Origin of the sequence: Achromobacter veterisilvae (assembly GCF_900496975.1) — a bacterium.
GTDB classification, from domain to species: Bacteria; Pseudomonadota; Gammaproteobacteria; order Burkholderiales; family Burkholderiaceae_B; genus Achromobacter; species Achromobacter veterisilvae.
The window spans coordinates 61,700-76,127 of sequence record NZ_UFQC01000012.1 but is presented as its reverse complement, the minus strand read 5'-3'; the positions used below and the strand labels follow the sequence as shown (position 1 = coordinate 76,127).

Genomic DNA, 14,428 nt, shown 5'->3' with positions numbered 1-14,428 from the left:
GAAAGAGTCACTATGAGCCACTTCCTCGATCGCCTCGTTCATTTCCGCCTGCCCAAGGAGAGCTTTGCCGATGGCCATGGCCGCACCACCGCCGAAGACCGCACCTGGGAAGAAGCCTATCGGCTCCGCTGGGCGCACGACAAAATCGTGCGCAGCACGCACGGCGTGAACTGTACGGGCTCGTGCTCCTGGAAGATCTATGTCAAGGGGGGCATCGTCACCTGGGAAACCCAACAGACCGACTATCCCCGGACCCGCTGGGACATGCCCAACCACGAACCGCGCGGCTGCGCGCGCGGCGCGAGCTATTCCTGGTATCTGTACAGCGCGAACCGGGTCAAGCACCCGATGGTGCGCGGCAGGCTGCTCAAGCGCTGGCGCGCGGCGCTGAAAACGGCAAGAACGCCCGTGGACGCCTGGGCCCTGATCGCCGAGGATGACGCCGCCAGGAAGGACTATCAGGCCGAGCGGGGCATGGGCGGCTTCGTGCGCAGCAATTGGGATGAAGTCAACCAGTTGATCGCAGCCGCCAATATCTACACCATCAAGAAGCACGGCCCCGACCGCATCATCGGCTTCTCGCCCATTCCCGCCATGAGCATGGTCAGCTACGCGGCCGGCAGCCGCTATTTGAGCCTGATCGGCGGCGTGTGCATGAGTTTCTACGATTGGTACTGCGACCTGCCGCCCTCCAGTCCCCAGGTCTGGGGCGAACAGACCGACGTTCCCGAATCGGCCGACTGGTACAACTCCAGCTACATCATTGCCTGGGGGTCCAACGTGCCCCAGACACGCACGCCGGACGCGCACTTTTTCACCGAGGTCCGGTACAAAGGCACAAAGACCGTCGCCGTCTCGCCGGACTACAGTGAAGTCGCCAAGCTCGCCGACACCTGGCTGCATCCGAAACAAGGCACGGACGCGGCGCTGGGCATGGCCATGGGCCACGTGGCCTTCAAGGAATTCTATTTCGACCAGCGCAGCGCCTATTTCGACGATTACGCGCGCCGCTACACCGACCTGCCCATGCTGGTGCTGCTCAAGGAACATCGCTTGTCCGACGGCCGCAGCGTGCACGTGCCCGACCGTTACCTGCGCGCCAGCGACTTCGACGCCAACCTGGGCCAGGACAACAACCCGGAATGGAAAACCATTGCCTTCGACGCCGAAGGCCGCGCCGTGGTGCCGCATGGATCCATCGGCTTTCGCTGGGGCGCGGAGGGCAGGGACGATTCCGGCAAATGGAACCTGGAAACCAGGAACGCGGGCGATGGCGGCGAGGTCCGACTCAAACTGTCCCTCCTGGAAGACGGCAAGCACACGCACGAAATCGTCGAGGTCGGCTTCCCCTACTTCGGCGGCATCGAAACCCCTCATTTCCCGGCCAATGCGCAACAGGGAGACGTGAACTGCGCCCGGGTTCCGGCTACCCGCCTGCGTCTGGCGGGCAACGGCGAAAACGAAGACTCGCTGGTCGCCTCCGTCTTCGACCTGCAGGCGGCGCAGTACGGCATCGACCGCGGCCTGGGCAGCGGTGCAAAGAGCTACGATGACAACGCGCCCTATACCCCGGCCTGGGCCGAGCAGGTGACCGGCGTTCCCCGCCAGCAAATCGTCACGGTGGCGCGTGAATTCGCGTCCAATGCGGACAAGACGCAAGGCAGGTCCATGGTCATCATCGGCGCCGGGATGAACCACTGGTATCACTGCGACATGAACTACCGCGGCGTCATCAATCTGCTGATGCTCTGCGGCTGTATCGGCAAGAGCGGCGGGGGATGGTCCCACTACGTGGGCCAGGAAAAACTGCGCCCGCAGACCGGATGGACGGCCCTGGCCTTCGCGCTGGACTGGGCCCGGCCGCCGCGCCAGCAGAATTCCACCAGCTTCTTCTATGCGCACACGGACCAGTGGCGCTACGAGAAACTGGGCATCGAAGAGATCGTCAGCCCGCTGGCCGACCCCGCCAAGTACAGCGGCAGCATGATCGATTACAACGTGCGCGCCGAACGCATGGGATGGCTGCCCAGCGCGCCGCAGCTCAAGACGAATCCCTTGAAGGTCGCCGACATGGCCGACGCCGCGGGCCTTTCCCCGCGGGACTACGTGGCCAGATCGATCAAGGACGGCACGCTGCAGATGAGTTGCGAGGATCCCGACGCCCCCGAGAACTGGCCGCGCAATCTGTTCGTATGGCGCAGCAACCTGCTCGGCTCCAGCGGCAAGGGGCACGAGTACTTCTGCAAGCACCTGCTGGGAACCAGCAATGGCGTCCAGGGCCGGGACCTCGGCGCCGACGACGCCAGGCCGTCCGAAGTCAAGTGGCACGAGCAGGCGCCGCAAGGCAAGCTCGACCTGCTGGTCACGCTGGATTTCCGCATGAGCACGACCTGTCTGTATTCGGACATCGTGCTGCCCACGGCAAGCTGGTACGAAAAGAACGACCTCAATACCAGCGACATGCACCCCTTCATACATCCGCTTTCGGCTGCGGTGGACCCGGTCTGGGAATCGCGCTCGGACTGGGAAATCTACAAGGGCTTCGCCAAGACCTTCAGCGAACTCTGCGTGGGCCACCTCGGCGTGGAACGCGATACGGTGCTGACGCCGCTGATGCACGACACGCCGGCCGAACTGGCCCAGCCCTATGGCGTCGCGGAATGGAAGAAGGACGAATGCGACCTCATTCCCGGCAAGACCGCTCCGCAGGTCACGGTGGTGAACCGGGACTATCCCAATATCTACAAGCAGTACACGGCATTGGGTCCCTTGATGGACCAGATCGGCAACGGCGGCAAGGGCATCGCCTGGAAGACCGGCACCGAGGTCGAGCAGCTCGGCCAGCTCAATGGCGTGACCGCCGATGCCGGGCTCACGCAGGGCCGCCCGCGCATCGTCAGCGACATCGATGCATGCGAGGTCATTCTTCATCTGGCGCCGGAAACCAATGGGCATGTCGCCGTGAAGGCCTGGGACGCGCTGTCCAAGATAACCGGACGCGAGCACCGGCATCTGGCGCTGTACCGCGAAGACGAGAAAATCCGCTATCGCGACATTCAGGCGCAACCGCGAAAGATCATCAGTTCGCCAACGTGGAGCGGCATCGAAAGCGAGACGGTCAGCTACAACGCCGGCTACACCAACGTGCACGAACTGATTCCCTGGCGCACGCTGACGGGCCGCCAGCAGTTCTATCAGGATCATCCCTGGATGATCGCGTTCGGCGAAGGCTTCTCCAGCTACCGGCCCCCGATCGACACGAAAACCACCACCGCCATGCATGGCATCCGGCCCAATGGCAATCCGGAGATCCAGCTCAACTTCATCACTCCGCACCAGAAATGGGGCATACACAGCACCTACACCGACAACCTGTTGATGCTCACGCTCAACCGCGGCGGCCCGGTGGCCTGGATCAGCGAAGAAGACGCCAAGCGCGCCGGCATCGTCGATAACGACTGGATGGAGATGTACAACGTGAACGGCGCGGTCGCCGTTCGCGCGGTGGTGAGCCAGCGCGTGAAGCCCGGCATGGTCATGATGTATCACGCGCAGGAAAAAATCATCAACACCCCGGGAAGCGAAATCACCGGCGTGCGCGGCGGCATCCACAACTCCGTCACCCGTATCGTCCTCAAGCCCACCCACATGATCGGCGGATACGCGCAATACAGCTACGGGTTCAACTACTACGGAACCATCGGCACCAATCGGGACGAATTCGTGGTGGTGCGCAAGATGGACAAAGTGGACTGGCTGGACACGCCCAGGGGCGAGCACCTCGCCGCGGCCTACCAGGCGCAGGGCGAAAACCCATGAGCCCAAGACACAGGACCCAAGACATGGCATCGATCGCCGGCCATGACGCTTACTCGGAACATGCACGGACGTCCGCCGCGGCGCGGACGATCCCGTGCGTCGAAGACCTCTCCTCGGAGGACAACCCATGAAGGTACGCGCGCAAATAGGCATGGTGTTGAATCTGGACAAATGCATCGGCTGCCACACCTGTAGTGTGACGTGCAAGAATGTCTGGACGAGCCGCCCCGGCGTTGAATACGCCTGGTTCAACAATGTGGAAACCAAGCCCGGCATCGGCTACCCCAAGGAATGGGAGAACCAGGACCGCTGGAACGGAGGCTGGGTGCGCAAGGCGAACGGCTCCATCGTTCCGCGCCAAGGCGGAAAGTGGCAACTGCTGATGAAGATCTTCGCAAACCCCAACATGCCGGAGATCGACGACTACTACGAACCCTTCACTTTCGACTACGACCATCTACAGTCCGCGCCCGAGATGAAGCACGCGCCCACCGCGCGGCCGCGCAGCCTCATCACGGGACTGCGCATGGACAAGATCGAATGGGGGCCGAACTGGGAAGAGATCCTGGGCGGCGAATTCAGCAAGCGCTCCCAGGACCAGAACTTCGAAGACGTGCAGAAGGAAATCTATGGGCAGTACGAGAACACCTTCATGATGTATCTGCCGCGCCTGTGCGAACACTGCCTGAATCCGGCATGCGTGGCGAGTTGCCCCAGCGGCTCCATCTACAAGCGCGAAGAAGACGGCATCGTGCTGATCGACCAGGACAAGTGCCGCGGATGGCGCATGTGCGTATCGGGCTGTCCCTACAAGAAGATCTACTACAACTGGAAGAGCGGGAAAGCCGAAAAATGCATCTTCTGCTACCCCCGCATCGAAGCAGGCCAGCCGACGGTATGCTCGGAAACCTGCGTCGGGCGCATACGCTACCTGGGCGTGCTGCTTTATGACGCCGACCGCATAGAGCAGGCCGCAAGCGTGGAAAAGGACAAAGACCTGTACCAGGCCCAGCTCGATATCTTCCTGGACCCCGAGGACCCGGCCGTCATTGCCCAGGCGCGCGCGGACGGCGTTCCCGACGCCTGGCTGCTGGCGGCCCGCAACAGCCCCGTCTACAAGATGGCCGTGGATTGGAAGGTCGCGCTGCCGCTACACCCCGAATACCGCACCCTGCCCATGGTGTGGTACGTGCCGCCGCTGTCGCCGATCACGGCCGCCGCGCAGGCGGGCCACGTGGGCACCGTCAATGGCGTGCTGCCCGACGTCAACCAGTTGCGCATCCCGGTCAAGTACCTGGCCAACCTGCTGACGGCCGGAGACACCCAGCCGGTGGTGCGGGCACTGGAACGCATGCTGGCCATGCGCGCCTACCACCGCAGCAAGCACGTCGATGGAGAAATGAACAACGCGGTGCTGGAGCAGACGAACCTGAGCGTCGCCCAGGTCGAGGACATGTACCACATCATGGCGATCGCCAACTACGAAGATCGCTTCGTCATCCCGACCACGCATCGCGAGTACGCCGAAAACGCCTTCAACGTCCGCGGCGGCTGCGGCTTTTCGTTCGGCAACGGCTGTAGCGAGGGCGTCACCGAGACCAGCCTGTTCGGCAGCGAAAAGAAGCGGACCATCCCCCTCAAGGTAACCTTGTGAGGAGCCCATCATGAAGCATGATATTTCCGTTCCGTTGCGCGCGCTGGCCCACTTGCTGCGCTACCCGGACGCGGCAATGCGCGAACCACTGCCCGAGGTGCGCTCGGTGCTGGAAACGGCCACGGCGCTGGGCAAGGCGCGTCGCGCCGAGCTTGCGGCGCTGGCGGACCGGCTGCTGGCCAACGGCCTGCACGCGGAAGCCGTCTATGTCGGCCTGTTCGACCGTGGACGCGGCACCTCGCTCTATTTGTTCGAACACGTGCATGGCGACTCCCGGGACCGCGGCCCCGCCATGGTGGACCTGATCAAGACCTATGAGCGGGCCGGCCTGCTGCTCGACCCATCCGAATTGCCGGACTACCTGCCGGTGCTGCTGGAGTTTGCGTCCACCCAACCGCCTCCGGAGGCCAGCGCCTTCGTCGGGGAGTTCGCGCACATTCTGCAGGCCATTGCGCAGACCTTGCGGCAGCGCGACAGCGATTATTTCTGTGTGATCGCGGCGGTGCTGGAACTGGCGGGCGTGCCGCGGCTCGTGCCGGCGAACGCCGGCGCCGTGGCGGCCGAAGAACCGCTGGACCTCAGTTGGGCGGAACCCGCGGCCTTCGACGGTTGCAGCACCCAGGGCCAGGCGGCGCCCGGCACCCCCCAGCCCGTTCATATCCTGCGCCGGCCGCCATCGGCCGAGGCGCGTTGATTTGAGGAGATCGCCATGCCGCTCGGACTCCACAATTTTCTTTTCGTCGTCTATCCCTATATCTGCCTTGCCGTCTTCCTGATGGGCAGCCTGGCTCGTTTCGACCGGGACCAGTACACCTGGAAAAGCGACTCGTCGCAGTTGCTGCGCGCGCGTCAACTGCGATGGGGCAGCAACCTGTTCCACATAGGGATCCTGTTCCTGCTGTTCGGCCACACCGTCGGCCTGCTTACCCCGCACTTCCTGTACGCCTGGCTCATCACCGCGCCGCAGAAGCAGTTGCTGGCCATCGTATCCGGCGGCATTGCCGGCTTCATCTGCTTCATTGGCCTCACGATGCTCTTGCATCGACGCATTGCCGATCCGCGCATCCGTCGCACCAGCCACCGCACCGACCTGGCCATACTCTGCATCCTGTGGGTGCAACTGGTGCTGGGCCTGGTCACGCTGCCGGTCTCCTGGAGCCACCGCGTCGATGCCGGCGCGATGCTGATACTGGCCGACTGGGCGCAGGGAATTTTCACTTTCCGCCCCGACGCCGCCGGCCTCGTGACGATAGGCTGGCAGTTCAAAGTCCACATGGTGCTGGGCATGACCATCTTCCTGCTGTTCCCCTTCAGCCGGCTGGTGCATGTATGGAGCGGCTTTGGCTCGCTGGCGTACCTGGTGAGGCCGTATCAGCTAGTGCGCTCGCGCCGCATGGATCTTTCCTCGCACGCGTCGGCGCCGCGCGATGGAGAAAAAGCATGAGCAATATCGTGGAAACCGGGCTCGAGGGATGCGGCAGCGGCAATTGCTCCTGCCAGCAGACGACGCCGCAACCGCCGCAGACGCAGGAACGGATCGAACCGGCTTATGTGCGCGAATCCTCCGAACCGCCCCACATCAACGGCGTCCTCCTGGCGGACCCCAGCGAAGTGCTGAGCGCGAGCGAGCTGAGCCAGCGCGCCTGCACCGAGTTGCTGCGGCAGGCGGCCATCGCCCGAGGCCTGCTTGCCGCGGAAGACCCGGTGCCGCGGCAAGGCGCGATCAGCGAAGCCGCCAGCGACGCCATCGAGCGCCTGCTGGACGCCGCGCTGCAACTGCCCGAAATCGACGACGAAGCCGGACGCCGCCACCACGCCGCGCACGCCGCGCGCTACGCCCGGGGCGAGCGGGTCCGGGCGCGCCACGTGCTGTTCGCCGTCACGCCCGGCGTGGACCTGAACGCCCTGCGCAAACGGGCGGAAACCTGCCTGCTCGACGTACGCAACAACACATCGCAGGAATTGGCCGAGGGCGGCGGTTTTGCCAAGGCCGCGGCGGCCCTCAGCAACTGTCCGAGCGGCCGGGAAGGCGGCGACCTGGGCTGGCTCCAACCCGAGGATTGCGCTCCCGAATTCGCCAAGGAGCTATTCGGGCATCCGGAGATAGGCGTGCTGCCGCGCCTGGTCCACAGCCGCTTCGGCCTGCATGTGATCGAAGTGCTGGAACGCCAGCCTGGCATCATCCCTCCCTATGAACAGGTGCGCTCCGCGGTTTTCCAGCGGCTTCGCCAACAAAGCTTCGCGACCGCCCTGTCGCAGTATCTGCGGCTCCTGGCGAACGACGCGCGCATGGCCGGCGTGAATCTGGACGCGGCCGAGACGCCGCTGGTCCAGTAGTCCGCCGCATCGGCTTTCCGCTGCGCGCATCGCTCGCTAGAACTTCGGCGCGTACTGGAACGTCAGCATGATGTTGCGCGGATCGCCATAGTGGTTGTTGCTGGTCGCGGAGTTGTACGAGGGAATGTAGTACTTCTTGTCGAACAGGTTGTTGACGTTCAGCGCCACGGTCAGCTCGGAGCTGGCCTTATAGGCCACCCGCGCGTTCCAGACCGTGAAGCCCGGCAGCGTGAAGCTGCGGTCGGAGGCCAGGGTGGGGGATTGCGACTGCGTTCCCGCGCCGACGCTCAGGCGGTTCAGGCTGCCCGGCAGGCGGTAGTTGGCCCACAGGCGCAGCAGGTGCTTGGGCGTCCACGTGTTGAAGACCTGGCCTTCGTAGTCCGGATCCGACAGATACTTGGTCGTGTTGTAGGTGTAGCCCGCGAACAGTTCCAGGCCCGGCATGACCTCGCCCGAGGCTTCGGCTTCGAAGCCCTGGCTGCGCACCTTGCCGGAGGCGCGCGAGCAATACCATCCGTCGCACGCGAAACCGGCCTCGTAATCGTTGACCGCGCGATTCTTGTGCAGGTACTGGAACACGGCCAGCGATACGTTCAGGCGCCCGTCCGCCAGTTCGCCCTTGATGCCCGCCTCGTAGTTCTTGCCTTCCACGGGCTTCAACATCCCGCCGTCGACGCTGCGAGCGGTCTGCGGTTCGAACACGGTGGAATAACTGGTGTACAGCGACCATGCCGGATTCAGCGCGTACACGATCCCGACATAGGGGATGAATTTTCCGTTGGCCTTGCTGGTCGAGGCGTAGCCGCCGACGTCCTCGTAGAGGAAGTCGTACCAGCCGACCCGGCCGCCGCCGATCAAGGTCAGGGCATCGGTCGGCTTCACGCGCCATGTGCCGTACAGGCCCTGCTGCTCGATCTTGTAGCGGCTGCGCGTTTCGACGCCGCGATCCGCGATGGTGTCGATGTCCTGCCACGGCCGGTGATGGTCGATGTCGAATATGTTCCCGCCCGAGGTCCAGGCGCGCGCGAACCGGTCGTTGGTGGTGAAGCGCGAGACACTCGCGCCCGCCACGATTTCCTGTTTCATTCCGAACAGCTCGAAACGGCCCAGCAGCGACAGGTCGGCGCCGCGCTGGCGGCCGGTGAAATCCACGCCGAAGTCGCCATAGTCCAGGCCGCTGCCGTCGGCGTTGACCGGGCCGACCGCGCGCTGGTGCGCCGTGGTGTTGCTCTCGTTCATCGCCGCGCCCGCCAGTTTCAGGCGCCAATCCTGATTGAAGCGGTGCTCCAGATCGGCAAAGAACGTCGTCTGCTCATTGTGCGAGCGGTTCCACGTCGACCCGGTGAAGGTGGAGCGGGGCAGGCCGATATCGCTGCCGTCGGCGTAGCGCGGCAGGCCCACGATCATGGGCCTGCCCCGGCTGTCGCGATTGGCCACGCCGAAGCCCACGGTGGTGTCGGCGGTCAGGTCGTAGTCCAGCGCCGCGTACAGGTTGCGCGTGCGGTTCCAGACGTAATCGGTGTACGAATGGCTGCGGTCTTCGTCGAGCACGACGCGGCCTCGCAGCGTGCCTTCGGCATTCAAGGGGCTGCCGGCGTCCAGTTGCAAGCCGTAGTGGTCCCACGACCCGACCTTGCCGGTCACCACCACGGCCGTTTCGTCGCCGCCGCGCTTGCGCACCAGGTTGACCGCGCCGCCCGGGCTGCCGGCGCCCTGCAGCAGGCCGGCGGCGCCGCGCAGGATTTCCGCGCGCTCGTAGAACGCCATGGACTCCTGCTCCCAGTTGCCCAGCGAGTAGCTGTTGCGCAGCAGGGCCACGCCATCGTATTGCAGCATGTCCACCGGAAAGCCGCGCGCGTTGATGGCGATGCCCAGCCCGACGCCCTGCACCCCCACCATGCCGGTGGTGTTGTTGATCGCGTCGGGCAGCGAGGTCATGACCTGGTCGTCCATGCGCTGGCGGGTGATCACGCTGACCGATTGCGGGATGTCCTTCATGCGCTCGGGAAACTTGCCTATCGTCAGGTCGGGCGCCGTGTAGCTGTCGGCCGGCGGCCTGGCATAATTTCCCGTCACGGTGACCGGCGCCAGCGTAACGCTCTGGCCGGCGCGCCGCAGGCGCCACCCGCCCTGGCGCGAAGGCTCGGCTTCCAGGCCGGTGCCCGCCAGCAGGCGGCGCAGCGCTTCCTGGCTGGACATCGCCCCTTGCACGCCCGGCGAGGCGACGCCGTCGGTCAGGCTGGGGTCCGAGGCCACCAGCAGGCCCGACTGGGCGCCGAACTGGCCCAGCGCGGTGCTCAGGGGACCGGCCTGCACGCGGAATTCGCGCTCGGCGGATGCCGCGGCCTGGGCAAGCACGGCGGGGGAGGCAAGAACGCCTCCCAGACCGAGCGCGGCGCTCAGGCAGGCGAGGCGGAACAAGGTGCGCGGCGGCGCGAAACGTGCGGACATGGCGGGGTTCCTGGCTCAAACAATGAGGGCTGCAGCCTCATCGATGGGCTGCCTCATGTGCTTGAAGCCCGAACCGCGCGAATCCGCCGTTCCTGTTACAACTTTCCTCGCGCTCAGGCACGGCCGACGCGCACCCAGTACGGGGTGGCATAGCGCACGCTGACCGGCAGGACCTCGGTCAGCATGGCCAGCACCCGGTCGGTATTCTCCAGCGGGAAGGCGCCCACCACCAGCAGGTCCGCGACCTCAGGCGCGCATTGCACCAGGCCCGGGCGATAGCGCCCCAGGTCCGCCAGGAAATCGGCCAGCCGCTGGTTGTCCGCCACCAGCATGCCCCGCAGCCACACGGTGCTTGTTTCGCGCAGGGGCTGGACCCGGCAGGTGCCGTCGCGGCGCATGACGGCTTCTTCGCCGGCCGCCACGCGGCGCGCGCCGGCATCGCGGCCGCGCAGTTCGACCGCCCCTTCCATGACCGCGACGCGCAAAGCCCCGCCGCCGTCCAGGTCGCGCGCCACGAATCGCGTGCCCAGCGGCAGCACCGTCGCGGCGCGGCCATACAGCATGAAAGGGCGCGGATCGGCGGCGGTCGCCACCATGACTTCGCCTTCGCGCAGCCAGACTTCGCGCCTGTCGCGCCCGTAGCGCCAGTCCACCGCCGTTCCGGTATTCAGGCGCACCAGCGTGCCGTCGTCCAGATGCACTTCGCGGCTGCCGCCGGCCGAGGTGCGGGCGTCGGCGGTCCAGACGCGCACGGTGTCGCGGTCGGCCAACGCCCACGCGCCGGCGGCGCCGCCGGCGATGGCCAGCATCCAGCGCAGGGTCTGGCGCCGGCGGTCGCCCCGCGCCGCTTGTTCGAGCGCGCGGGCGCCCAGCGCGCCGCCCGCCTGCGCGGCCTCTCCGGCCACGCCGCTCATCAGGGATTCGAGCCGGCGGAAGGCCAGCTCATGGGAAGGGCTGGCGCCACGCCAGCGTTCGAACGCCTGGCGGTCCTGCTCGGTAGCGCCTTCGCGCAAGCGGACCAGCCAGCCGGCCGCTTCGCGCAGCGCGGACGCGGGCACGGCGCCCGCCTCGGGCGCCAGGCGGCGCAATAGCCGGCTGGACGTCATCCGTAGACCACCTCATAGCAGTGCACCAGGGCCCGGGCCAGCGACTTCTGCACCGCGTTGACGCTGAGGCCGAGGCGCACGCCGATCTCGGCGTACGACAGGCCTTCGACCTGCGCCATCAGGAAGATGCGGCGGCTGGTCATGGGCAGGCGGTCGATCAGTTCGCAGATCTGTTCCAGCGCCTCGATCACCAGGGCGCGCGACTCGACCGAGGGCGCCACCGCCTGCGGCAACAGGGCGAGCGATTCCGCATAGGCCGACTCCAGCGCGGCGCGCCGGGCCCGGCCGATCAGCAGCCGCTGCGCCACCGTGCGCAGATAGGCGCGCGGCTCCGCCAGCGGCGTGTCCAGCCGGGCGCGGATCAGGCGTTCGAAAGTGTCGTGCGCCAGGTCGGCCGCATCGCTGGCATTGCCGAGTTTGCGCTGCAGCAGGCTGCGCAGCCAGGAATGATGCGACCGGTAGACGGCCTGCACCGCCGCCGCATGGGCATCATCGGAAGGCGCGGTAGGGAAAGACGAAGTCATGACCGGAGATAATGACAATGATTCGCAATTATCGCAGGTTTGACGGTCTTGCAAAGACGGGTTTGCCCGGCGGCGGGCGGCAGAGAATGCCGGAGCCTTCAATCACACCGTTATCGGCCCAGCAGCCTGCCCATCAGCCGGCTCGATGCCGACGTGTTCCGCAGCATCTCCGCCGTGGCGCTCAGGTCCGCGCCCATCTGAGTCAGCGCCGCGTCGGTGAAGAACGATGCCGGCCCCGTGATCACGATGGCGCCGAAGTTCCTGCCTTCCGGCGTGGCGAGGCGCGTGCCGATCGCGGAAATGCCCTGCACGTTCTCGTTCACGTTGGTGGCGATACCGTCGCTGGCGATCGCGTCGAGCTGCTTGAACAAGGCACTTCGCTTGACCAGCGTGCTGTCGGTACGTGAACGATACGGCTGAGGCCCCAGAAGCTCGTCGCGCTCCGCCGCGCCCAGCCCGCTGAGCAGCAGCTTGCCCGACACCGACGCATGCAACGGCGCGGTGACGCGCGTGTCGAAGTACGGGGTGACGTGATAGCTGCCCGGCACATAGTCGACCACCACGCGCTGGCGTCCCGGAAAGGCGAACAACAATATCGACGGCCCGAACGCGGCCTGCAAAGCGCGCATCGGCGCTATCGCGTCCCGCCGCAGCACATTCAGCGGATGGTCCAGAGGCAAGGGTTGCAATCCCGCTGCGCCAAGCCCGTAGCGGCCCTGCGCATCCTGGTAGACGTAGGCGTCCTTCAGCAGGTTCTGCAGCACCCGATGCGTGGTGCTGGGCGGCAGCCCGACGCCTTCGCCGATGTCGGACAGGCTCATCGGCCTGGCGGCGTCCGCGAGCGCCGCAAGCACTTTGAGGCCGCGCAACAACGCATTGGATTCCTGGACCGGCGCGGGCGCCATCGCTTCGGACACACTCTTTCTTTGTAGCTTCATGGGTCTGCCTTATAGGTCGATCGTCCGGTTGTCGCGTGGTGACGCGGGTGGCGGGAATATGCGCGGCCCGTCATGGAGGCTGGTGTTCCGGGCCTAGCATGCTGGGTGGCGGCGCCGACATGATGGCCGCCGGCCTGCCTCGGCACAAGGCGCATAACCATATCAGGATCCATTCTTTGCTTCCGGTCCTACCGTCCTCTATCTTAAAAAAAAGGAATTATTTTTCCATCTTTTGGAGCGGTGATTCCCCGAACCGATATCTGGATGAATGATGGAAGCCAAGCAGAACGACGCGTCACCGCTGACCACTCCCGAGCCTTCGGGACACGAGCCCGAAACGATTGGAGATCAGGCGCCCGGCATTCAGGCCGCCGCGGCATTCGACTCCCGGGAGAATGACGAATGGACTGAACTCTTTCGCCGCATTGCGGAGACGGCGCCCGCGCGCGAGAACTCGGGCGACCTCCCGCGCGCGGAAGTGCGCGCACTGCTCGCTCAGGGTTTCGGCGCGCTGATCTTGCCAAAATCCGCCGGCGGAAGAGGGCTGAGCTATCGCGAGCTGTTCGGGCTCGTCGTACGCCTCGCCGCCGCCGACGCCAATGTGGCGCACATTTTCCGCAACCACTACGGCTTCGTGAACGGCCTGCTCTCGCTGGCGGATCGGGAAAAAGCCGGCCACTGGCTGGCGCGCGCCGCGGGCGGCGACCTGTTCGCCAACGGCGTGACCGACGCCGTCCGTCCGCGCGAAGCAGACGGCCGCGTGGCAGACCTGAGCCATTTCGCCACGACGCTGCGCCGCGAGGGCAAGGCGCAGATTCTGCACGGCAAGAAGCAGTACGCCACGGGCAGCGTGTACGCCGACTGGCTTGCCATCCAGGCCACGCGCGACGACGAGTCCGAAACGCTGACCGTCGTCGTCCCTATCAGTGCGCCTGGCGTGGAAGTCATCGACGATTGGGCCGGCTTCGGTCAGCGCTTCACTGCCAGCGGCACCGCGAACCTGCACGAAGTGCGCATCGAACACGACGCGCAGGTGCTGCAACGCTCGCGCACGCTTCCGGGCGCCGAATATGGATCGAGTCTGCCGCAGCTATTCCTGACGGCGGTGATCGCCGGCATCGTGCAGGCGTCGTTCGACGACGCGCTGGCCCTGATCAAGAGCCGCAAGCAGCATCTGTACTTCGCGCCGAGCCCGGACCCGACGGCCGATCCGCTGCTGCTGCACGCCCTGGGCCAGCTTTCCGCCCATGCCTATGCCGCGCGCTCGATCATTCTCAACGCCGCGGAGAGCTTCGACCGCGCGGCCGCGCTGCCATTCGCGCAACGCTCCGAGGCCAACCACGCCGCCGCGTTGAACGCGGCGCGCGCCAAGGTGTCGATCGACGCGCTCGGCACGGCCGCGGCCACCCTGCTATTCGACCTGGGCGGCGCGTCCGCCACGCACCGCCAGCGCCAGCTCGACCGCCACTGGCGCAACGCGCGAACCGTGTCCACGCACAACCCTTCGCTCTACAAGGCTCTCGCCATCGGCGCCTATCACGCGCGCGGCGAACCCTTGCCGAAGCAAGGCTTCTTCTAGACACCGTCCCCGGCGCGGCG

10 protein-coding genes are annotated in these 14,428 nt (G+C 65.9%); 6 read left to right on the top strand and 4 right to left on the bottom strand.

What is annotated here, in order from left to right; all coding sequences use genetic code 11:
• The first annotated feature begins 12 nt into the window (after positions 1–12).
• From AVE30378_RS13250 to AVE30378_RS13230, 5 genes are all read left to right on the top strand, one after another.
• Positions 13–3,819, top strand: coding sequence for a nitrate reductase subunit alpha (locus AVE30378_RS13250; RefSeq protein WP_129241336.1), 3,807 nt, complete (start codon positions 13–15; stop codon positions 3,817–3,819).
• A 127-nt stretch (positions 3,820–3,946) separates the two neighbouring features.
• On the top strand, positions 3,947–5,473 hold the full coding sequence (narH, locus tag AVE30378_RS13245) for a nitrate reductase subunit beta (protein ID WP_129241335.1): 1,527 nt from the start codon (positions 3,947–3,949) through the stop codon (positions 5,471–5,473).
• A 10-nt stretch (positions 5,474–5,483) separates the two neighbouring features.
• The gene (narJ, locus tag AVE30378_RS13240) at positions 5,484–6,167 is read left to right on the top strand and encodes a nitrate reductase molybdenum cofactor assembly chaperone (protein ID WP_208742387.1); all 684 of its coding nucleotides are present in this window, start codon (positions 5,484–5,486) and stop codon (positions 6,165–6,167) included.
• Positions 6,168–6,182: 15 nt separating this feature from the next.
• Positions 6,183–6,917 carry a respiratory nitrate reductase subunit gamma gene (gene narI, locus AVE30378_RS13235; RefSeq protein ID WP_129241334.1) on the top strand — a complete coding sequence of 245 codons (735 nt, stop codon included), beginning with the start codon at positions 6,183–6,185 and terminating at the stop codon, positions 6,915–6,917.
• Positions 6,914–7,810: a peptidylprolyl isomerase gene (locus tag AVE30378_RS13230; protein ID WP_129241333.1), complete on the top strand. Its 897-nt coding sequence runs from the start codon at positions 6,914–6,916 to the stop codon at positions 7,808–7,810. Before narI ends, AVE30378_RS13230 begins: the two co-directional genes overlap by 4 nt.
• 36 nt (positions 7,811–7,846) lie before the next feature.
• Here AVE30378_RS13230 and AVE30378_RS13225 read toward each other — a convergent pair whose 3' ends face one another.
• From AVE30378_RS13225 to AVE30378_RS13210, 4 genes are all read right to left on the bottom strand, one after another.
• On the bottom strand, positions 7,847–10,261 hold the full coding sequence (locus AVE30378_RS13225; RefSeq protein ID WP_129241332.1) for a TonB-dependent siderophore receptor: 2,415 nt from the start codon (positions 10,259–10,261) through the stop codon (positions 7,847–7,849).
• Positions 10,262–10,374: 113 nt separating this feature from the next.
• Complete coding sequence (locus tag AVE30378_RS13220) at positions 10,375–11,367, bottom strand: FecR domain-containing protein (RefSeq protein ID WP_129241331.1); 993 nt, start codon at positions 11,365–11,367, stop codon at positions 10,375–10,377.
• Positions 11,364–11,891, bottom strand: a complete 528-nt coding sequence (locus AVE30378_RS13215) for a sigma-70 family RNA polymerase sigma factor (protein ID WP_129241330.1) — start codon at positions 11,889–11,891, stop codon at positions 11,364–11,366. Before AVE30378_RS13215 ends, AVE30378_RS13220 begins: the two co-directional genes overlap by 4 nt.
• A 110-nt stretch (positions 11,892–12,001) precedes the next feature.
• A complete protein-coding gene (locus AVE30378_RS13210; protein ID WP_244235034.1) occupies positions 12,002–12,829 on the bottom strand; it encodes an IclR family transcriptional regulator in 828 nt (275 codons plus the stop codon).
• A gap of 268 nt (positions 12,830–13,097) precedes the next feature.
• Between AVE30378_RS13210 and AVE30378_RS13205 the strand changes: the two genes are divergently transcribed.
• Positions 13,098–14,408 (top strand): acyl-CoA dehydrogenase family protein, encoded by a 1,311-nt coding sequence (locus AVE30378_RS13205; protein ID WP_129241329.1) that lies wholly within the window; start codon positions 13,098–13,100, stop codon positions 14,406–14,408.
• Positions 14,409–14,428: the final 20 nt, after the last annotated feature.